The sequence below is a fragment of the Actinomycetota bacterium genome, from assembly GCA_030684515.1.
Classification (GTDB): Bacteria; Actinomycetota; Actinomycetes; order S36-B12; family S36-B12; genus UBA11398.
Map to the genome: position 1 here is coordinate 1 of JAUXVJ010000009.1, position 21595 is coordinate 21595.

A 21595-nucleotide genomic window follows, 5' to 3' on the forward strand; every position below is an offset into this window, starting at 1 on the left:
GCCTGGAGCATGGCCCCTGGCACCTCTGCTACATCAGGTAGGACTCAGGTCGTGCGTGGGAAGTTGTACACGCGACGAGCATTGCCCTCTGCGATGAGGCGAGCCTCATCATCAGGCACGTTGGCAAGAGACTCTTCGAGCATCTTGCGGGTGTGCGGCCAGTTGCTGTCTGAGTGCGGGTAATCCGACTCGAACATGATGTTCTCAACGCCGATGAGGTGGCGGGAGAAGATACCGGCATCGTCGTAGATGAACGGCGCGAACATGTTGGTCTTCCACAACTGTGATGGCGGGATCTCACGGTTGATGTCGTTGTACCAACGGTGACGGTCCCACACGTAGTCGAGGCGCTCCAGCATGTAGGGAACCCAGCCGATGCCACCCTCAGAGAGGATGAACTTCACACCTGGGTAGTTGTGGAACACCGGTGAGCACAGGAGCTCTGCGGTGGCCATTGCTGAGTTGAGTGCGAACAACGAGATGCCGACGACGAAGTTGGTCGACATGCCCTCATTGGACACACCCAGAGGTGCTCCGCCCGAGCCGAAGTGGATTGAGATCGGCATGTCGCGATCCTGAGCCGCCTGCAGCATTGGGTTCCAGTGATCGGTGTGCCAGGAAGGCAGACCGAGCTTGTGTGGAAGCTCGACGAAGGTGAAGCTCTTGGCTCCCTTGTCGGCTGTGCGGTGGATCTCCTTGACCATCAGGTCAACGTCCCACCAAGGCATGATCATCAGAGGAATCTGGCGATCGGGGTATGGGGCACACCACTCATCGATGATGAAGTCGTTGTACGCCTGTACGCACAGCAGTCCCAGTTCCTTGTCCTTGGCCATGGCCAAGGTCGTGCCGGCAAAGCCAGGCATGTTCGGGAAGTTCAGCTGGGCGTGGACACCTTCGATGTCCATGTCCTTGATGCGCTCTTCGATGTCATGGCAGCCATCGCGCATGTCGTCGTAGGAGCGTGGGTCCATGGCGATGTCTTCCTTGGCGCGACCTGCAACTGCGTTGAGCGCAAAGTTGCCGGCCTTTTCGCCTTCGAAGCGCCAGTAATCACCGTTGACGGCGTCACGAATGAGGTTAGGGCCGGCTTCCTTGAACTTCTCAGGAAGGCGATCCTGCCAAACATTGGGGTGCTCAATGACGTGATCATCAACGCTGATGATTTGTGTGTCCTTTGGAAGCATTCGTCCTCCTCATCCCGAAGGATGTGTACGTCTTGTAGGGGCAGATACAGACATCAACGAGCTTTGGCTCTTAACGTTCTGGTAACTCAATACCGTAATACTTGCGATATCGGACGACAAGGGATATTTCGAAGTATTTTTCTCAGGGCTGGTGCACTGGACAAAACCCTAGTCATCGCCCTACCGCAACCATTACGGTGATCCCTCGTTGATCAGGCTTACAAAGGAGTGTTCATGAGCGGTCCCATGGAAGGGGTGCGCGTTCTAGAGATCGCGCAGTTCACTTTCGTCCCTGCAGCAGGCGCCGTCCTATCGGACTGGGGTGCAGACGTCATCAAGGTCGAGCATGCCGTGACAGGCGATGCCCAGCGCGGGCTCGTGCGAGTCATGGGCCTGGATGCTTTGGTTCCAGGCTCGACCTTCTACCCGATCATGGAGGGCCCAAACCGCGGAAAGCGCAGTATCGGGCTGGACCTCTACAAGCCTGAGGCCCAGGAGATCCTGCGCGAACTGGTGGAGCAGGCAGACGTTTTCCTGACCAACATGCTTCCCGGAGCCCGCATCAAGATGGGCATTGATGTCGATCAGATCAAGGCCATCAACCCCAAGATCATCTACGTTCGCGGTACTGCCTTCGGCAACAAGGGCCCTGAGCGTGAAAAGGGTGGCTATGACTCCACCGGATTCTGGGCACGCAGCGGTGCTGCTCGCGCCACGACGTGGGCCGATGCAACCGAATTGACCGCTATGCCCACCGGTGCCTATGGCGACAATGCCGGCGGCATGACGATTGCAGGTGGCGTGGCAGCCGCCCTCTACAAGCGGGCAACTACCGGCGAATCACCCGTGGTGGACGTATCCCTGCTTGGTGTTGGCGCCTGGTCGACCTCCTTCGGCTCAAACCTGGCAATGCTGGTTGGTCAGGCCCCGCCACCGCCGTCTATGCCCGTTCCGGGCACTCCCGGCAACCCGCTGACCGGCGCCTACCGCACCAGCGATGGCAAATTCATCATGCTGACCATGCTGCAGCCGGGCGCCTACTGGCCAGGCTTCTGCGATGTCTTCGAAAAGCCCGAATGGAAGACCGACGAGCGCTTCCTGACGGCTGAGTCCATCGTGGCCAATGGCTATGAAGGTCGACAGCTGGTAGCTGAGTTGTTCGGCTCCAAGACTCGGGCCGAACTGATGGACATTCTCAACAAGCAGACCGGCCAATGGGCACTGGTGGCCGACTTCTGGGACATCAGCCAGGACGAGTCACTTCGCGCCAATGGCCTGGTTGCCAAGGTGGTCGACGCGGAGGGCGTGGAGCGCGAGCTCATCGCCGCCCCGGTGCTCTTCGACGAGGAGAATCCAACCCTCTCGCGAGCCCCGCAGTTCGCCGAGCACACGGACGAGATCCTCTCCGAGCTCGGTTTCGATATTGAGAAGCAGCTCGAACTGAAGATCGCTGGCGCCGTTACCTGATCCTGGCTCACCAGCTCGCTGCTCATCCAAGGCGCGGCACGGACATTGTCCGTGCCGCGCTTTGCACTGTGCGGTTGACCCCAAGCCAGCGAGTACATTGATTCGGTCTAAAGAGTTCGATAATTCGACTACGCTTTCAAGATCTCCGATTGTGCACATCTGAAAGGACCACCCATGTCTCTCGCGCTCACCGAAGAGCACCGCTCCCTCGCCGACGTCGTTCGCTCGTTGATGGCCGACCACGATGCTCTGGGCGCGGCCCGCGCCACCCTTGATGCCAAGACAGAAGTGCTTCCCTCCTTCTGGCCAGCGCTGCGCGAGAACGCTCTTCTTGGCATCCACTTGCCAGAGAGCGTCGGCGGACAGGGCTTCGGTCTGGAAGAACTGGCAATCGTGGTCGAAGAACTCGGTCGCGCAGTTGCTCCTGGTGCGTTCCTGCCGACAGTTGTCACGTCCGCCACCATCGCCATTGCCGGCACCGATGTTCAGCACAAGGCACTGCTTCCTGGCTTCGCCGATGGGTCCTCAACCGCTGGCATCGCCGTGCACACCAAGCTGACTGTGAATGCAGGCAAGGTCAGTGGCACAGCAGCTTCGGTGACATCTGCGGAGCTTGCAACGCATCTCGCACTGGTTGTCGGCGAAGACCTGATCGTCATCCCAGCCAATACAAGAGGCGTCACGATCACTGCGAACAAGAGCATCGACTCAACTCGTCGCAACTCGCGAGTTGACCTGTCCAATGTTGAAGTTGCAAGTGAGAACCTGATCGTTGGCGGAGCGGCTATCGCGGTGCGCCTTGGTCGCGTCCTTGCATCGGCTGAAGCTGCCGGTGGCGCACGCGTCACAACAGAGATGTCCGTGGCCTACGCGAAGATTCGCGAGCAGTTCGGTCGTACGATCTCCACTTTTCAGGCCATCAAGCACCACTGCGCGAACATGATCATCCAGACGGAAATGGCCACCGCCCTTGCTTGGGATGCAGCCCGGACCGGCGCGGACCCAGAGCACGGACCGATGGCCGCGGCCTCTGCGGCAGCGCTGTCCTTGCCAGCCTTTGAATTCAACGCCCGTAAGAACATCCAGATTCACGGCGGCATCGGCTTCACATGGGAGCACGACGCACACATCTACTTCAAGCGCTCGGCTGCCTTGGCGGTCATGTTCGGCAGCGCGGACGATGCAGCCGAAGAACTCACCAGGCTCAGTTCTCGCGGCCACCGCGTTTACGCACTTGAGTTGCCGCCTGAGGCCGAATCCTTCCGTGCGGAGGCACAGGCTGCGATTGCCGCCTACTCCGCTGCCGCTGAAGAAGACCGTCGTCGCGTGCTGCTGGAAACCGGCTACCTGGTGCCGCACTGGGGCAAGCCCTGGGGTCGCGAGGCCAAGGCCATTGAGCAGCTGGTCATCGAGGAAGAGTTCGCTGACATCAAGATCCCGAACATGGGCATCACTGGCTGGGTGGGCCTGACCTTGTCACAACTGGCCACCCAAGAGCAGGTCGAGCGCTGGTTGCGGCCGGCACTGCTTGGCGACACCGTGTGGTGCCAGCTGTTCTCCGAGCCTGGTGCCGGCTCTGACGCTGCAGCTGTTGCAACCAAAGGCGTCAAGGTTGATGGCGGCTGGATCGTTGACGGTCAGAAGGTATGGACCTCGGGCGCCCAGTACTGCCAGTTCGGCATGGCAACTGTGCGCACCGATCCCGATGCCCCAAAGCACAAGGGTGTAACCGCCATGGTCATCAAGATGGATGCACCTGGAGTCAGCGTGCGTCCTCTTCGTGAGAACACGGGTGAGGCCATGTTCAACGAGGTCTTCTTCGATGGCGTCTTCGTGCCCGATGCAGACGTCGTCGGCGAGGTGAACAACGGCTGGGCCGTTGCTCGCGCCACTCTTGGCAATGAGCGCGTCACCATCGGCGGACAGGGCCGTGATGGCCTAGGAAGCGAAGAGCTCATCGACATGCTGCCTGGCGGCATTGGCGCTGACCGAGGACACGACCGTGAGGTCGGCAAGCTCATCGCACAGGATCAGGTCATCCGCCTGCTCAACCTGCGTGCGGCGGCTCGAGCCGTCATCGGCTCTGGTCCAGGCGCCGAGGGAAACATCACCAAGGTGCTCGTATCTGAACTAGCGCAGAGTTCAACGGAACTCGCGATGAAGCTGCTCGGCGATGCTGGTGTTGACGGGGAACGCTGGGAGATCACTTCGCAATACATCTTCAACCGTTGCCTCACCATTGCTGGCGGGACTTCGGAGATCAGCCGCAACGTCATTGCAGAGCGCATCCTGGGCATGCCAAGAGATCCGCTGTTGCGTTGACCCCAGATGCACCTGGACAGGTGAAGAGCGCACGGCCAATACAGACTGGCACCGCCCGGTCTGCACTTGCTGTGCGCTCTTTCCGTTATGTCCTGCTCTGCTCATTCCTCTCGCAAATCGGCGTATGGATGCAGACGGTCGTCCTTGGTGCCTATGTGTACAGCCAGACCGATTCACCTCTGGCCGTTGGACTCATCACCTTTGCTCAACTCGGGCCGATGCTCTTCCTGCCCACCGTCGGTGGTTGGCTCACAGACCGACTCGATGTGCGCAAGTACATTCTCACGCTGCAGTTCTGGCAGGTGCTGTGCGTCTTGACCCTTGCTTTCGTACTGCACCAACCACAGCTGCACTTGGCGCAGGTCTTCGCATGTGTGCTCGGAATTGGGCTGGCCAACGCACTCATCGGGCCGGCCTGGGGCTCGTCTGTCCCGAGTCTGGTCCCACCCGCGGATCTGCGAGCAGCAGTCTCCTTGAACTCCACGCAGATGAACCTGGCACGGGTGATTGGCCCGGCTATTGGCGGCATGCTCTTTCCGATCATCGGCGCCTCGGGCGTCATTGCAATCAATGCAGCCTGCTTCATCTTCATCATGTCGGCGGTCTACTTCGTGCGCTTCCCACCGCGCCGCAAGCTGGCTGACGGTGAGTCAGGCATCGGCGGTGGCATCGCGATGCTCAAGACCGACCCATACATCCGCCGGATCGTTCTCAGCATGTTCGCGCTGGCACTGCTGACCCTGACATTCCTGTATCAGATGCCCACGATCGCGGCGCAGAACTTCGGCATGGATGTCGAGAGTTCGGCCTACGGCTGGCTGTACGCATGCCTTGGCGGTGGTGCGGTCACAGGTGCCTTGGCCTTGAGCACCGTTCTCGTGAAGCGAGACCCGTTCATCGTCGTCACGGTCGGGCTCATCGGTGTCACACTGATGCTGGCAATGCTCATCTTCGCCCGTCTGGACTGGATGGCCTATGCGCTGGTGTTCATCCTCGGCATCTCCTACCAGATCGTTGTCATCTCGCTCAATGCCTCAGCGCAGACCCACGTCCCGCTCGAGCGACGCGGGCACTTGATGGGTCTGTGGATGACGGCTTTCGGGGGCACGGTGCCGATCGGCATGCTGATCGCCGGTGCGGTAGCGCAGAAGACCTCGATCACTGTGGTCATCGCCTACGGCTGCATCACCGCAGCGATTGTCACGTGGGTGCTGCGCCCCAAAGCGCTCCGCAAGGCCGAACGTGAGAGCAATGCGCTGACTCTAGGCGCCTAGAGTCAGCCCAACCCGTCGAGAGGAACCCAGATGCGACTGTCCCACACCCTGAGTTACACCCAGGATGTCGTTGCACTGACGCCAGTGATCCAGAATATGGAGTCCGCCGGACTGGATCTGCTCTGGCTGCAGGAGGCCTACAGCTTTGACGCGGTTTCCGCACTTGGCTACCTCGCCGCCAAGACTTCGACCATCGGTCTGGGCTCGGCGATTCTCAACGCCTACAGCCGCACACCGGCAGTGCTCGGCATGACCGCGGCTGGATTGGACCACCTCAGCGGCGGTCGATTCCACCTTGGCTTGGGGGCTTCTGGGCCGCAGGTGGTTGAGGGCTTCCATGGCATGCCCTACTCAATGCCACTCACGCGCACCAAGGAAGTCGTGGACATCGTTCGCCAAGTCATAGCCCGCGAAGTCGTGGAGTACAGCGGCCAGACCGTGAGCGTGCCGTTGACCAAAGAGGCCGGTGGCACTGGGCTGGGCAAGCCGCTCAAGTTGATCAACAGGCCCGATCGACCAGTGGTGCCGATCTACCTCGCTGCCCTGGGCGACAAGTCAGTGGAGGCCACCGCGGAGTTGGCCGAAGGCTGGCTGCCCTTCTTCTGGGTGCCAGAAAATGCCCAAGCTGTGTTCGGACCCGCGCTTGCACCTGGGCTGGCCAGACGCTCAGCCGAATTGCCGGCCCTCGACATCGTTGCAAACACCACCGTTGCCATCGGCGAGAACTTGGATCGCGAGGCCTTGCTGGCTGGCATGCGCAATCACATTGCTCTCTACGTCGGCGGGATGGGCGCTCGCAACGCGAACTTCTACAACGATCTGGCCCAGCGGATGGGCTGGGTCGATGAAGCTTTGGCGATTCAGGAGTTCTTCCTGACGGGCAAGCGCGAGGAAGCCGCGGCCGCTGTGCCGCAGGCGTGGCTGGACCAGGCCAGCTTGGTCGGATCGGCGTCCTTCGTAGCCGAAAGGCTCGCGGCCTATGCCGAGTCCGGCGTCACCAGTTTGGACATCACGATTCCGCCTGGAATTGATCCACTGACAACGGTGGAGCAATTGCGGGCAATGATGTAACCAATTGCGGAATAGCGCCCCACGCACAGCTGTTTATGCCTATGTTCTAGGGGACCAACACGCCTGAGGAGGACCCTTGTCGATTCCCATCGTCGATTATTTGGTGCTGGAGCCAAAGCCACATCTCGTTGCGCAAGAGTGCACAGCATGCAAGGCCAAGGTTTTCGGACGCCACAATGCTTGCCCAGCTTGCTTCAACGAGAGCTTCGCCGAGTATGAAGTTCCGACCACCGGAGTCCTCAAGACCTTCACGATCGTGCAGTTTGCCGCGAAGGGCATTCCTGTTCCCTATACGACAGGGATCGTCAATTGCGGTGGCATGGACGTTGCCGCAAACATCACAGGAGTTGAGGCCATCCCCGAGAACATCACTCGCGGCATGGAAGTTCAGCTCGCCACATTCCCACTTGGCAAAGACGCCAGCGGCGTTGAGGCCATCGGTTTCGGCTTCGAGCCGGTTTAAGGACGAGAGGTACTCCACATGAGTGAAAACGTATGGATTCTTGGCATTCACATGACGCCGTTCGGCAAGCATGCCGACAAGGACGTGCTTGACCTGGCTTCAGAAGCAGCCCTTGCTGCCATGAAGGATGCCAACGTCACGATGAAGGACATCCAGATCCTTGGCTACGGCAACCTGATGGGTGGCACGCAGGGGCAGAGTCTGCAGAAGAACATCGGCCAGACCGGCATCCCCGTGTTCAACGTCTCCAACGCCTGCGCAACCGGAGCAACTGCTCTGCGTGCTGGTGTCATGGCGATCAAGGCCGGTGAGGCTGACTATGCCCTTGCAGTCGGTGTCGAGAAGCTGTCCGGAGCTGGGCTGCTGACCGGCAACACAGCCGGCGCGATGCCGGAGAACTGGACTCCCAAGGGACGTCAGGGCGCGATCATGCCGCTGGACGGCTACATCGGCACCACTGGCATGGCAGGTCTGTTCGCTCAGATTGGCCTTGCCTACAACGACAGTGACCCACGCGCTGACTTTGAACTGTTTGCGCGCATTGCCGAAAAGAGCCACTCGCACTCAACGCTGAACCCGAATGCGGCCTACCAGAAGGCGATGAGCCTTGAGCAGATCATGGGCGATCCGATGATCTCCTACCCGCACACTCGCTCGATGTGCTCAGCCAACTGTGATGGCGCAGCAGCAGCAGTTCTCGTCAGCGAGACCAAACTGCGAACCCTGTCTCTTGAGCAGCAGCGTCGTGCAGTGAAGGTCAGTGCATCGATCATTGCCACTGACCCTTGGACTGACGGCAACCAGGAGCTGGCCGACGTCAACACCGTCACGCGCAATGCATCACGCGATGCATACGAGCAGGCTGGTATTGGGCCAGAGGATCTGGACCTCGCCGAACTGCACGACTGCTTTGCAGCAGCAGAGCTCGTGCACTACGACAACCTCGGGCTCTGCGCACCTGGCAACGCGATCGACTTCTTCAACTCCGGGGCCTCCTGGCGCACCGGAAAGATGCCGGTCAACGTCTCCGGTGGATTGATGTCAAAGGGTCACCCCATCGCCGCCACCGGCATCGCGAACGTCTGGGAGGTGGCAACGCACCTTCGTGGTGAGGCTGGCCCTCGTCAGATCGAAGGCGCCAAGGTCGGTCTGGCCCATGTCATCGGACTTGGATCAACCGCTGGCGTTCACATCCTTGAGAAGAGCGGGCTGTAACTAGCTGACGCGTTCAAACACCCACGGCCGGTCACCCATACTCAAACGGTGCCGGCCGTTGGTGTCATTGGATGTCGGGTGCTCAGCATCCCCGGACCACACAATGGTCGGACGCTCATCGACAGCCAGGACATAACTCTCGAAGAGCGGTGGCTCGCCATCAGGCACTGACGCCAGGGCTTCGGCGACAGACGCAAATCCGATGAAGCGACTGATCGATACGAAAGTCGGGGGCATGAGGTCGATCTCCCCGCGCTGATGGCGGGCAATCGCCTCAACTGGAGTCAGCCAAGCGTGCTCAACGATCTCGCCGGCAGCAATGGTGATGTCGTCCTGATGGGGAGCTGCGCCAATGAAGAACCAGGTGTGAAAGCGCTTGGGTGCCTGGGGCGGCGGAAGCCAGACAGAGAAGTGCTTCAGCTTCGCAGCACTGACGACGAGCCCGGTCTCTTCGCGCGCTTCGCGCTCAGCAGCGTTGCGTGCCACATCGACTTCGGCATCGTCTTCACCTTTGACGTCCTGAACCTCGATGCGGCCGCCTGGAAATACCCAGGCATTTGCAAAAGCTCCGTGCGCAGGACGCTTGAGCAGGAGTAATTCCATGCCCCTGCTGCCGTCACGAACCAGGACAACTGTTGCAGCCGACTGAAGTTCAGCCATTACGTGAGTTACCCCTTGATTGACGCTAGACCGAAAGTGCGGCGCCGCCGCTGACCTTGAATGTTTCACCTGTGATGAAGCTGGCCTGGTCTGAGATCAGGAACATCATCATGTTCACGATATCGGCCACTTCACCAAGCCGATGAATGGCCTGCATGTCATTGACGATTGATGTGATCATCTCTTGCGGCAGATCTGCCATGGCGCTCTCAGTTGCCATCAGCCCTGGTGAGATCGCATTGACGCGGATGCCGGCATCAGCAAACTCTCGCGCAAAGGCGATCGTCAGGCCGCGCACCGCAAGCTTTGACACACCATAGGGAGACGAAGACATATTGCCGGCCATCGAGGAGATGCTGATGATGTTGCCGCCACCTCGACTGCGCATGCTTTCAAGGCAGGCAACCGAGCAGTTGACCACGCCCATCAGATTCACATCGAACAATGCCCGAACGTCACTGCGTGCAAGAGTCGAGAAGGGCTGGTTGTACTTGGTCAGATGCAGTCCTGCGTTGTTGATCAAGATGTCGACGCCGCCGAACTCAGCTATCGCCTTCGCGACTGCGGTATCCACTGCAACGTCATCGGCCACATCACAGTCGACTGCGATTGCTCGATGTCCCGCAGCGATCAGTTTGGCGACTGCTTGGTTTGCAGACTCCATATTGATCTCGGCGATGACAATCGAGGCGCCCTCTTCAGCCAGTGCCTCGGCAAAGGCATAACCGAATCCGATTGCGCCACCTGTGATGAATGCGACCTTGCCTTGATGCTTCATGACGTCCCTTCGACTGCCGTGGGCTCATCGTTGCTGTTTTCGACGCTGGATTCCATGAGTTTCACAAAATCCTCACCAACAGACACGATCAACGCTTCTTCGCCGACCATGGAAGCCAGCAGGCGCACGTCCTTGGCCAGCAACGGGCGCGCCTGACTGGCAGCCATCGTCGCAACGGACGAGCCCCGGGCGAACATCTCCAGCGCGAAACTGGTGCCCGAGCTTGTTGACAGTGCTGTCATTGCACCAACACGATCGATCTCCAGCTGATCTGCGAGATCCAGCATGGAATTCACCAGCCCCATCTGTGCGGTGAGCAGTGCGTTGTTGAGCAGCTTGGTCTTCTGCCCGGCCCCAACTGCCCCCAGCCGGACGGCATTGGTGCTCATCGCCTCAATAACGGGCGCGACCTCGTCGCAGTCTGTCGTTGAACCGCCGAGCATGATGGTCAGCTCACCAAGTGCTGCCGCAGGTGACCCACCGCTGATCGGTGCATCAACAACGCGGACACCAACAGATGCGAGTTTGGCTTCCAGGTCGATGACGTACTGCGGGAGCACTGTGCTGTGGATCAGCACGATTGAGCCGGCATTCAGGCCGCCCGCAAGTCCGTCCATTCCGAACATCACATCGTCGACTGACGCAGCATCAAAGAGACACAAGCCGACTACATCGCTGTTTGCGGCCAACTCTCGGGGAGTACGTGCACGGACGACGACGTCGGGAAAATCAGCAGTAGCCTCCGGGCGTCGAGCCCACACTGTCAGTGGCAGCCCAGCACGCGCGATGGTCTGAGCCATGGGCAGCCCAATGTTGCCCAGTCCGATGAATCCATACCGTGTCTGTGGCCCCATCGGAAAACCCCTACTCCCGGTTAGCTTGAATAACCCTTGGTCAACAACATTGCACCAGCGATGGGGCCGCCACCGTTGGCCGCAACAATAACCTCAGCATTGGGGATCTGTCTTTCACCTGCTTCACCTCGCAGTTGTGCAACAGCCTCATACACGTGGCCATAGCCATGTAGGCGACCCTCTGAAAGCTGACCGCCGTGAGTATTGATAGGCAACTCACCTGTGCGAGCGATGCGCTGACCGCCTTCGATGAAGGCGCCACCCTCGCCCTGCTCACAAAAGCCAAGAGCTTCAATCCAGGCCAAGGTAATGATGCTGAAGCCGTCATACAGCTCAGCTACATCAACATCGGCGGGCTTCAGATCAGTGCGTGACCACATCTGCTTGGCAACGCCTTGAGCCATCATCGAGGTCATGTCCTCGTACTGGTCCCACGACGGGCGGCCGTATTGAGCTGTTCCCACTGCGTTGATGAATGCCGATGGCTTGGGAGCATCCTTTGCGTAGTCAACATGCGAGACGACCATTGCTGTTGAACCATCGACAGGGACGTCACAGTCCAGCAAGCACAGCGGCGTGGAGATCATCCGTGCGTTCAGATAGTCATACATCGTGATCGGATCGCGATAGACAGCTCGAGGATTCACACCAGCATTCGTGCGGCAGGTCAGTGCGATCTGGCCCAGCTGCTCCTTGGTTGTGCCGTACTTGTGCATGTGCAACTGTGCAACCTGTGCAAACCAGTTGGTAGCTGAGACAGCACCGAACTGTGAAAGGAATCCCGGAGCGCGAGTCATGCCGCCACCTGGATTACGACCTGCCATTCCCTGCATGGTGGATTCGGTCACCGTGCGAAAAACGAGCACATGCTTGGCAAGGCCAGCTGCGATTGCGCTGGACGCCTCGATGATCGAACCGAGTTGCGCAGAGCCTTCGCCCGAGCCGTACAGGAAGTTGATGTCCAGGCGCAGTGCGTCCTGCACTGCCGCAGCTGAGGGTCCACCGAAACCTCGGGACATGATTGCGTCGCCACCGGGATAGGTGGCCACTCCATCAATGTCATCGCGTGTCAGTCCCGCATCTGCGATGGCTTCCAGTGCGGCATCAAGAGTGAGGTCCATTGCGGTGCGACCAAGCCGACGACCCGAAGCCGATCGACCGATGCCGCTGATGAATGACAGGCGCTCGGGGTTGTTCATGCTGGCGACCCTTCTGGCACGAAAGTCGGGTACCAAACGTCGTCGCGTGCCAGGAAGCGCACTTCGACCTTCATACCGATGATGTTGGGATCGTCGAGCTCAACGCCTGCGAGCAGTGTGGTCAGGCGAAGGTCCTCCTGCTCGTCCATCGTGACGATGGCGATGATGTACGGCGCTTGGCCGGGAACCCACTGCTGAATGTTGACGGTGTACGTCAGCACGGTGGCCTTGCCGGACACTGCATCAGGTTGCATGTTTGCCGACAGGCACTTAGGACACCGCGGTGTCGGCGGATGTGAGTAGTACCCACAGTCCTGACAGTGCTTGAAACGCAGCTTGCCATCCTCACCGCTGGCCCAGAAGAAGTTGGTTTCCGGATCATCCAGCGGTGCTACGCGCACCGTGAGGATGTCAAGGTCGATGGCCAAGGTGATCTCCTTGTTGAAGTGCGCGGCTAGTTGTCGTCTACGTGCAGCGCGAACTCGGCGACCAAGTTGCGGCGAAGGAGTTTGCCGGTCGCTGTCTGCGGAAGGATGTCGTGACGCAGGCGAACATAGTCTGGAGTCTTGGCTGAGCGCAGTTTTTCGCGACAGAAGTCCTTAATCTCATCTTCGGTGACAGTCATGCCCTCACGCACAACGACAAAGGCTGCAATGCGCTGGCCCCACTCCTCATCAGGCACGCCGGCTACCGCGCATTCCAGCACTGCTGGATGACGGTGAATGACTTCTTCAATCTCTGCAGGCGCAATGTTCTCGCCACCGCGAATGATGGTGTCATCAGTGCGACCTTCGATGAACAGGAAGCCACCAGCGTCGAGCCAACCACGGTCACGGGTGTTGAACCAGCCTGCGTCGTCAACTACGCGGCCACTTTCGAGGTACTCACCCGACACCTGCTCGCCCGCAACCCAAATTGCACCAGCTTCACCCAGCGGCAGCGCTTCACCTTCGCCATCGCGGATTTCCATCTGCACATTCGGTAGAACCTTGCCAACTGAGCCAAGCCGCGCACGAACCTCGGGATCTGTGCTGATGAAGGATTCGCGGTGATCGTCAGGACCGAAGACTGCCACTGACGACGAGGTCTCGGTCAGTCCGTAGGCATTCACAAAGCCGACGTTGGGGAACAGGCCAAGCGCACGCTCCAGGGTCGCCTGAGCGATCCGAGCACCGCCGTAGCTCAAGCCGCGCAGGCTTGGCGGGGCCTGACGCCCGGTGGACTCCATGTGCTCAACGATGCGCGAAAGCATCGTGGGAACGAGCATGGCGTTGGTAACACCTTCGCGCTCCACGGTGTCCAGCCAGTTCTCGGGAGTGAAGCGATCCAGGTACACAACGCGACGACCGGCGTAGAGATTTGAGAGCAGATTTGCCACGGCTGCGATGTGGTACGGCGGCACTGAAACGATCATCGCGTCTGACGGATCAGCACTCGCGAAATCGACCGAACCAAGAACATAGGCGACCAGGTGCTTGTGGCGAAGCACTGCGCTCTTGGGAGCTGAGGTGGTACCGCTGGTCTGCAACAGAATTGCGATGTCTTCTGGGTCTGGCTCGCTTTCAAAGACGGGAACCTCGCCAGCGCCAGTTGCGGCCAGCCAGTCTTCGAAGGTCTCCACGACCTGAGCTGCGCCTTCGGGGACAACGCTTGGGTTGTCAGTGACGATGTAAGGAGCAGGCATGCCCATGATCGCCTTGTGGATGTACTCCTCTGCAAGGCGGTAGTTGAGAGGCAGAAATTGCACACCAGCGAAGGAAGCTGCGAACAACGCGATCGGGAACGAGGGACCGTTCTCACCGCAGAAGATCACGCTCTTGGCGCCAGAGGCCTGGATGCGCGCGCCGCCGCGGGCGGCCGCTGCGCGAAGCTGGGCGTACGTGGTTCCGTCACTCAGGCTGCCCACCGCAATTCGGTCGTCATACCCGCCGGTAACCATCTCCAACAACGTCAGCAGATTCACAGCAACTCCTTGTATTTCAGCGTGGGGACAGGCGGCAGACTCGTGCTCACAGAGGGTGTCCGGCACGGAACCGCAAAAAGGCAGACGGAAAGCCCACGAGGGTAATCGAGGCGCCTGCCGTCAAGATTCTCACCTTAGGGCAAGGCCTCCACGGCTGGCTATGCGATCCCCCAAAGTGAGCCCCACTTCACATGGCGGATCTGCGCCTACAAACGCTCGATGATCAGGCCATTTGCCAGGCCGCCGGCCTCGCACATGGTCTGGAATCCGTATCGTCCGCCGGTGGCCTCCAAGGTGGTGAGCAGCGACGCCATCAAACGGCCACCCGATGCGCCAAGTGGATGACCCAGGGCAATCGCGCCACCGTTCTGGTTGACCTTTTCGATGTCGGCGCCGATCTCCTTGAGCCAGGCAAGCGCAGGTGCCGCAAATGCCTCATTGACCTCGAAGGCATCAATGTCCGACAACTTCAGCCCAGCCTTGGCAAGGGTCTTGTGCGTGACTGGGATGACTGCCGAGAGCATCTCAACTGGATCGTCCCCGATGACAGATGAGGCAACGATGCGCGCACGGGGCTTGAGTCCCAAAGTCTTCAGCATCTGCTCACTGACGATGAGCACTGCGGATGCCCCATCGCTGATCTGCGAGGCGTTGCCTGCGGTGACTGACCATTGGATCTCTGGGAAGCGTGCCTTGGCCTCATCATTGACAAAGGCTGGCTTCAAACCGGCGAGAGTCTCAACGGAACTGTCAGCGCGAATGCCGTCGTCGGCAGATATCACTGTCCCATCGGCAAGGGTCACCGGCACAATCTGCTGGGCCAAGAGGCCAGCAGCCTGCGCCGCGGCAGCTCGTTGATGCGACTGCACTGAGTAGGCATCCATGGCTTCACGTGAAAGTCCCCAACGAGCCGCGATGAGTTCAGCGGAGATGCCCTGCTCGACCAGTCCACCACCGGTGTAGCGATCTGCCACTGCCGGTCCGAAGGGATCCTCACCGTTCTTGTTGCTGAACATGGCGGTAGTGCTCATGGACTCCACGCCAGCGCCTATGACCAGGTCGTAGGCTCCTGCCTGCACGCCTTGAGCGCCGAAGACAACCGATTGCATCGATGAGCCGCATTGTCGGTCAACTGTCGTGGCCGGCACCGATTGCGGGAAGCCCGCCGACAACACAGCACTGCGCGTGATGTTGTTGCTCTGACGGCCAATCTGCGTCACGCAGCCGCCGATGACGTCGTCAACCAACGCCGGGTCGAAGCCGTTGCGCTCGACTAGCGCGCGCAACGGGACTGCAAGCAGATCGGCTGGATGGACACTGGTGTAGCTGCTTCCATCACGTCGCACTCGAACAATTGGGGTGCGAATGATGTCGACGATATAGGCCTCGCTCATGCTGTCAGCCCCAGGAGTTGTTGGAGCTCGTCTCGGCAGGCGAGGGCATCTCCAAAGAGCACCTCGTCGGTCTTGACACGCCTCAGGTAGAGATGGGCGACGTGTTCCCAGGTGAAGCCGATGCCGCCGTGCACCTGAATGGTTGCTTCTGCGATCCACGGGGCAAAACGCGCGCAGTAGGCCTTCACTACCAGTGCCTGCTCATGCAATGCGCCAGTGTCTTCGGGGTCTACGAGCGCGGCGCTGCCAACGGCGGCCCGCATGGATTCCACATGAGCGAACATCTCTGAGCAACGATGCTTGATTGCCTGGAAGGCGCCAATCGGCTTGCCGAACTGTTCACGAGTCTTGGCGTACTCCACCGAGATCTCCATAAGCCGCTCAGACATGCCAAGCAACTCAGCGCTGGTGGCGATCCGGCCAAAGGACTCCAGAGACTTCAGGGCGTCAGTGAAGTCGCCGCCGATGCGTATGCCTTCAGTGCCCTCAAAGGTCACCAGTGCCGTTGGTCGGGTGAGGTCAAGGGCATCCTGGGGGCGGATGACCACTCCACCGGCGTGGCTGTCGACCACGAACAGACCAGTGCCATCCGGCGTGCTCGCCACAACCAGGAATCTGGAGGCAACGTTGGCATTGAGCACCGCCGTCTTGGTCCCGTACAGGCCCCAGAAGGTCTCATTTCGCGCGACGGTCGTGGTGAGTGCACCGTCAAGGCCGGCGAAGGCGTAGATCTCGCTGCCATCGGCCAGGCCTGGCAGGTACTTGGCACAGGCTTCTTGATCTCCGGAGAGCTGAATGGCAAGAGTCGACAGCACGCTGGAGGTGAGCAGCGGCACGAAGGCCAATGCGCGTGCGGCTTCTTCCAGGGCGACAGCCATCTCGGGCATGCCCATCCCCTGCCCACCGAACTCCTCGGGAATCAGCAGGCCTGCGACACCGAGATCTGTTGCCAGACCCTTCCAGGTGCTCTCGTCAATGCCCGTGCCGCCGTCGATGACCGAGCGCACTCGGGACTCCGGCGAGGACTTGGCGAGAAAGTCACGAAGACTGGAGCGGAATTCTGCGCGCTCAGCCTCAGTTGTCGTTGCGTTCTTCATGGTCGTACCTCTCCTTGGTGCAATTAGTCGCGGGGAAGACCCAGAACGCGGTCACCGATGATGTTCTTGACAATGTCCGATGTGCCCGCGGCGATAGTTGCTGAACGCGCACTCAGGTAGCCCATTGCTGCGCCAGAGTTCTCACCAGTCACACCGTCGACGCCAGCCATTGCCATGACCACGGTGTCAACGCGCTGGCTGAGTTCACTCCAGACCATTTTGATGACCGACTGCTCAGAACCAGGTGTTCCGCCTTGGGCAATCTTGTTCAGCATCTGGCGTCCCATCATGCCCAGCACGCGAGCTTCAACGTAGAACTCGGCCAGCTCATCAGCGACGATCGGCGAGACCTTGGTGTCCTGTTTGGTGACGTCTTCGACGAGGGTGCGGATGCGCTGCTCGAGGCGGCCAGCAAACACCGCAACTCCGGCGCGTTCATGGCCAAGGGTGGTCATGGTGACGTTCCAGCCTTCATGCAAGGGCCCAAGCAGATTTGCGACTGGCACACGCGCATCCGTGAAAAACACCTCGGCAAACTCAGCCCCGCCATTGATCTGCTTGATGGGGCGCACCTCGACACCAGGGGTGTCCATGCGCAGAGTCATGGCCGAAATGCCCTTGTGCTTGGGGGCATCGGGATTCGTGCGGGCCAGGAGCTGCATGTGTGTTGCATGCATGCCATTTGATGTCCAGATCTTCTGACCATTGATGACGAACTCATCGCCATCAATGACGGCCCGGGTACGAAGCGATGCGAGGTCAGAGCCAGCACCGGGCTCGCTGAAGCCCTGGCACCACACCTCATCAGTGCTGCCGATGTTCTGAACCGATGCGCGCTGCTCCTCATTGCCATACTTCATCAGCGTGGGGGCGACGTTCTTCAGTCCGATCATGCCTGGGATCTGCGGAGCCCCGTAGGAGGCCATCACGTCTTCAATCGCGAGTACATCCATCGTGCCCAAGCCACGCCCGCCGAACTCAACGGGCCAGGCAGCGGTGGCCCACTTGCCCTCGGATGACATGCGCTGCCAGTCGCACAGTGCGTCCCATGAGGTGTCACCGTCCCACTTGGCTTTCCACTTCGGGAGCGCGTCATTGAGCCAGATACGCAACTCTGCTAATAGGTCATCCATGGTGGGCCTCACTTTCACTTAACTGATGCAGCATTGGCGTGGCAGAACGAAGAAAGCGCATGGCGTCATTGAGATGCGTGCAGCCGAGTTCACTTCGCAAATGAGCTCGCACTCCCTCATCAATTTGACTCACGGGTCGACCTTCAAGCAACCCGACGTGCGATGCCGCAAGCGGGCAGTCTCCCATCGGAAGGCTACGCGGCTCGGCCTTGGCGTCTGAGAGCAGGCCTTGGGCATCCAGGCTGGCGCGCACGACGTATTCGTGCAGAGCGCCGTCGAAGTCGTCACTGAGGTGGAGGGAATCACGGAACCACATGTGCAGATCAGTCGTGCCATCACTGAGTGGCAGCACGTCAAGCAGCCGACGGCGCTGCATAGAGCCGGTCGCAAGATCATTCTCCCGATGCCAGTCAAGTTCGTCTGCAAGGAGTTGATCGATGATCGGGGCATGCGGCAGATCTCCAAGGATGCTCTCGCTGGAGGCCATGGCCGCGACACCACCGGCCATCCAGCCCGCACATGTGCCGACCTGGGGTGAATTGGCCAGCATGCCTGGGATCTGAGGCTCGGAGACGATGAAGCCGTAGCCGGCAATGTGCCGAAGACCAGACAAGTCATCGAGAAGTGAGCCGACGAGCGAGGAGTCGGCAATTGGCGGCTCCAGACGAGCAAGTTGCGCGCGAAAACCAGCGCCGATCGACATTCCGCGCAGATCCTCGGTGAGCGAGCGGGTGCCCGTCTCGTCGGTGACCTCCACGGATTCCAGGCTCCCCTTCTCGCCGACCTGAGCAACCAGTCGGCCAGTGCGGGTGCTCAGCAGTTGGCGATCTGCGCCAAAGGCAGCGTCGCGAGCAACACCCTCGACGGCAAAGCCCGACCATTGGGCTCCAGGCAGGGCGCTGAGGGTCGCGGTGCGACGAACGGAGTTGGGCTTGCGAGTCCACAGCTGCTCAAGAGGCGCAGTGATGCCGCGGGCAAGCGGAACTCCGACTGGATTGCTCACTGTTGTCCTGTCCATGTGAAAGCACCTGATGGTTGCTTCAGGCGCTATTCAAGGTAGCAGTTGACCGTACTGATATCAGACAATTCATCAGCTTGGGGCGCTCGTGCGGGTGTACCGAGGCAACACAAGTACGACCAGCACAACCAGGCCGATCATTGAGCACACGGCACCCGCACCAAAGACGGCGCGATACCCGCCAAATGCCGCTGCGAGGCCCACGACCAGCCCGCCTATGCCTTGTGCGATGTCAAAGAACATCGTGAAGGTGGAGATCGCCGCAGGCCGGGTGCGGTCATCGACATTGCTCAACACCAGAGCCATCAAGCCCGGGTACTGAAGCGCGATTCCAACAGCCAGGGGCACCATGGCCAAATACAAGCCAAGCCAGCCCGGAGTGATCGCCATAATTGCCAGGCCGATGACGATGGACACCGTGGCCGAGATACCGGTGATGCGTGGCCCCACGCGATCGGGAACGCGACGACCAAAGAGCCGCACCGACAGCACAATGGCTGAGTAGAAGAAGAACAGCCACTGCACCTGGTAGTAGCCAAGCGTGGGTGCATACAGTGGCAGGAAGGCATTCATGCCAACCATTCCAACGATGCCGAGCGCGAGCACGACGCCGGGCAGGATCGCTGGCAGGTAGAAAGCCGGCGGCTTGTTCTCCCCCTCGAGCAATGTCATGTCAGAGATACGAATATCTGACTTGCGCACCATGATCACCGGTAGCGCACCAAAGAATGCAATGGCACCTGCCGCTCCGAAGGCAATTTCGTATCCAGCGGCGTTGTAGACCAGCTGACCCACAACCGGCCCGATCGCCAAGCCGATATAGGGGGCAATCGAGAAGACGCTTGCAGCTTCCGCGCGACGAAACTCGCTGACCCAAGCCATGACCGCAGAAAGCATCGCCACCATCAGTGCCGCCTGCGCTGCGCCAAGCAAGAGCCGAAGCACGATCAGCGTCGACACATTCGGCGCCAGCGGCATGAGCGCGGTGCTCATCGCGCCCAGCGTTGCTCCGGCCAAGACGACAGGAACAGCGCCGTATCGATTGATGCGCGGCGTGATCCATGGACGAACCAGAATTGCGGACACGGCTTGCACTGCAACGACAAGCCCGATTTCCACATCGGTTCCACCCAGTTCTTCGTGCACGAAGACCGGCAAGATCGGCAGAGTCATGCCAACACCCATGAAGAAGGCGAATGCGGCAACCAGAATCAGGAAGAACTTCAATGTGACGAGTGGCTCGATCTGTTGTGCAGCTGTCGAGCGCGTGCGGATGCGCACAGTCATACTCCCAATTCGGGGTTCAGGCGATCACAGTGGCGCGAGCTTTTTTGCCAGCCTCGTACCTCGGGAGCACGATAGCGAGCATGATCATCAGGCCGATGAAGGCTGCGAAAGCCGAAGCAGCAAAGACAGATCGGTAACCGCCGACAGCTGCGACAACGCCCACAATGAGTCCGCCAAATCCCTGTGAGACATCGAAGAACAAAGTGAAGGTGGAAATCGCGACGGGACGATCCTGCTCGGACACATCATCAAGAGTCAGCGACAGCAGGCTCGGATACTGCAGAGCCTGCCCGAAGGCAAAGGGGATGATCGCCAGGTACGCCCAGTAGGGGCCCATCGTGGTGGCCAGTCCGGCCATGCCGATGATCAAGGCCGAGGTGGCCAGGACACTGGTCTTTTTGGGTCCAATCCGATCAGGCAGCCGGCCGCCGACAGTGCGCACGAGCAAGACACCAACCGAAAGAATCAGGAAGCAGATCTGGATCTCAAGGCCGGGAATCTCCAGGGCAAACAGCGGCATGAATGCGCCGAAGGACAGCATGCCCACAATGCCGAGGGCGATCACGATACCTGGCCAGACGGCAGGTCCGTAGAAGCGTTTGAGCCTGACCCCTTCGGCATCGGCAAGCGGGGCGATGGGCGCCGACTTGTAGAAGATCATCGGGACCACCCCAAGCATGGCGACACCGCCGGCGAGCAGGAAGGTGGGGACGTAGCCAAAGGCCTGGAAGATCGCCTGCCCCACGATTGGCCCGATGCCCATGCTCAAATACGGCGCGACCGAGAACAAACTGATCGCTTCGCCAGATCTGACAGGAGAAACCAGACCGGTGACCGCGGTCAAACCACCAATGAACAGCGCGGCCATGGCAGCCCCGAAGATCAATCGAAGGACGATCAGCCAGAACACATTGGGAACGAAAGCGCTCAGACCGAATGAAAGTCCACTCGCGATCATCGATCCGATGAGAATCGGCTTGACTCCCCATGCATTGAATTTCGGAGTCAGCCACGGGCGAATGGCGATTGCTGCAATCGCCTGAACTGCAAAGACCACGCCGACCGCAACGTCGCTACCACCGAGATCGTCTTTGACAAATACTGGCAGGACCGGCGTGATTATGCCGTTGCCAAGGAATACGCCGAAGGTACCCACCATCAGCAACACCAATTTGCCTGTGAGCAGGCGCTCACTTTTCAGTTCACTCATATG

19 protein-coding genes are annotated in these 21595 nt (G+C 59.9%); 6 read left to right on the forward strand and 13 right to left on the reverse strand.

Features of this window, described 5'->3' with window-relative positions; translation table 11 throughout:
• Positions 1–44 precede the first annotated feature (44 nt).
• Positions 45–1187 carry an amidohydrolase family protein gene (locus Q8M73_01790; protein ID MDP2287282.1) on the reverse strand — a complete coding sequence of 381 codons (1143 nt, stop codon included), beginning with the start codon at positions 1185–1187 and terminating at the stop codon, positions 45–47.
• Between the two features lie 234 nt (positions 1188–1421).
• Between Q8M73_01790 and Q8M73_01795 the strand changes: the two genes are divergently transcribed.
• From Q8M73_01795 to Q8M73_01820, 6 genes are all read left to right on the forward strand, one after another.
• Positions 1422–2654, forward strand: a complete 1233-nt coding sequence (locus Q8M73_01795; GenBank protein ID MDP2287283.1) for a CoA transferase — start codon at positions 1422–1424, stop codon at positions 2652–2654.
• A gap of 174 nt (positions 2655–2828) precedes the next feature.
• The gene (locus Q8M73_01800; protein ID MDP2287284.1) at positions 2829–4976 is read left to right on the forward strand and encodes an acyl-CoA dehydrogenase; all 2148 of its coding nucleotides are present in this window, start codon (positions 2829–2831) and stop codon (positions 4974–4976) included.
• Between the two features lie 71 nt (positions 4977–5047).
• Positions 5048–6250, forward strand: a complete 1203-nt coding sequence (locus Q8M73_01805; protein MDP2287285.1) for an MFS transporter — start codon at positions 5048–5050, stop codon at positions 6248–6250.
• A gap of 30 nt (positions 6251–6280) precedes the next feature.
• A complete protein-coding gene (locus Q8M73_01810) occupies positions 6281–7321 on the forward strand; it encodes an LLM class F420-dependent oxidoreductase (protein MDP2287286.1) in 1041 nt (346 codons plus the stop codon).
• 76 nt (positions 7322–7397) lie between these two features.
• Positions 7398–7784 carry an OB-fold domain-containing protein gene (locus Q8M73_01815; protein ID MDP2287287.1) on the forward strand — a complete coding sequence of 129 codons (387 nt, stop codon included), beginning with the start codon at positions 7398–7400 and terminating at the stop codon, positions 7782–7784.
• Between the two features lie 18 nt (positions 7785–7802).
• A complete protein-coding gene (locus tag Q8M73_01820; GenBank protein ID MDP2287288.1) occupies positions 7803–8999 on the forward strand; it encodes a thiolase family protein in 1197 nt (398 codons plus the stop codon).
• On the opposite strand, the gene Q8M73_01825 is transcribed toward Q8M73_01820, so the two are convergent.
• The 12 genes from Q8M73_01825 to Q8M73_01880 form a co-directional block, all read right to left on the reverse strand.
• Complete coding sequence (locus Q8M73_01825) at positions 9000–9659, reverse strand: NUDIX hydrolase (GenBank protein ID MDP2287289.1); 660 nt, start codon at positions 9657–9659, stop codon at positions 9000–9002.
• A 25-nt stretch (positions 9660–9684) separates the two neighbouring features.
• Complete coding sequence (locus Q8M73_01830) at positions 9685–10437, reverse strand: SDR family oxidoreductase (protein ID MDP2287290.1); 753 nt, start codon at positions 10435–10437, stop codon at positions 9685–9687.
• Positions 10434–11291: an NAD(P)-dependent oxidoreductase gene (locus Q8M73_01835; GenBank protein MDP2287291.1), complete on the reverse strand. Its 858-nt coding sequence runs from the start codon at positions 11289–11291 to the stop codon at positions 10434–10436. The genes Q8M73_01830 and Q8M73_01835 overlap by 4 nt, the downstream gene beginning before the upstream one ends.
• A 20-nt stretch (positions 11292–11311) precedes the next feature.
• On the reverse strand, positions 11312–12490 hold the full coding sequence (locus Q8M73_01840; GenBank protein ID MDP2287292.1) for a thiolase family protein: 1179 nt from the start codon (positions 12488–12490) through the stop codon (positions 11312–11314).
• Entirely contained in the window at positions 12487–12918 is a 432-nt protein-coding gene (locus tag Q8M73_01845; protein MDP2287293.1) for an OB-fold domain-containing protein, read from the reverse strand. Before Q8M73_01845 ends, Q8M73_01840 begins: the two co-directional genes overlap by 4 nt.
• 26 nt (positions 12919–12944) lie before the next feature.
• Positions 12945–14453 (reverse strand): class I adenylate-forming enzyme family protein, encoded by a 1509-nt coding sequence (locus Q8M73_01850; GenBank protein ID MDP2287294.1) that lies wholly within the window; start codon positions 14451–14453, stop codon positions 12945–12947.
• A gap of 206 nt (positions 14454–14659) precedes the next feature.
• The gene (locus Q8M73_01855; GenBank protein MDP2287295.1) at positions 14660–15847 is read right to left on the reverse strand and encodes a thiolase family protein; all 1188 of its coding nucleotides are present in this window, start codon (positions 15845–15847) and stop codon (positions 14660–14662) included.
• Positions 15844–16944, reverse strand: a complete 1101-nt coding sequence (locus Q8M73_01860; protein MDP2287296.1) for an acyl-CoA dehydrogenase family protein — start codon at positions 16942–16944, stop codon at positions 15844–15846. The genes Q8M73_01855 and Q8M73_01860 overlap by 4 nt, the downstream gene beginning before the upstream one ends.
• A 23-nt stretch (positions 16945–16967) precedes the next feature.
• A complete protein-coding gene (locus tag Q8M73_01865) occupies positions 16968–18077 on the reverse strand; it encodes an acyl-CoA dehydrogenase family protein (GenBank protein ID MDP2287297.1) in 1110 nt (369 codons plus the stop codon).
• Positions 18070–19095, reverse strand: a complete 1026-nt coding sequence (locus Q8M73_01870) for a DUF2889 domain-containing protein (GenBank protein MDP2287298.1) — start codon at positions 19093–19095, stop codon at positions 18070–18072. Before Q8M73_01870 ends, Q8M73_01865 begins: the two co-directional genes overlap by 8 nt.
• Positions 19096–19167: 72 nt before the next feature.
• On the reverse strand, positions 19168–20376 hold the full coding sequence (locus Q8M73_01875) for an MFS transporter (GenBank protein ID MDP2287299.1): 1209 nt from the start codon (positions 20374–20376) through the stop codon (positions 19168–19170).
• Positions 20377–20398: 22 nt separating this feature from the next.
• Complete coding sequence (locus Q8M73_01880) at positions 20399–21592, reverse strand: MFS transporter (GenBank protein MDP2287300.1); 1194 nt, start codon at positions 21590–21592, stop codon at positions 20399–20401.
• Between the last annotated feature and the right edge of the window lie 3 nt (positions 21593–21595).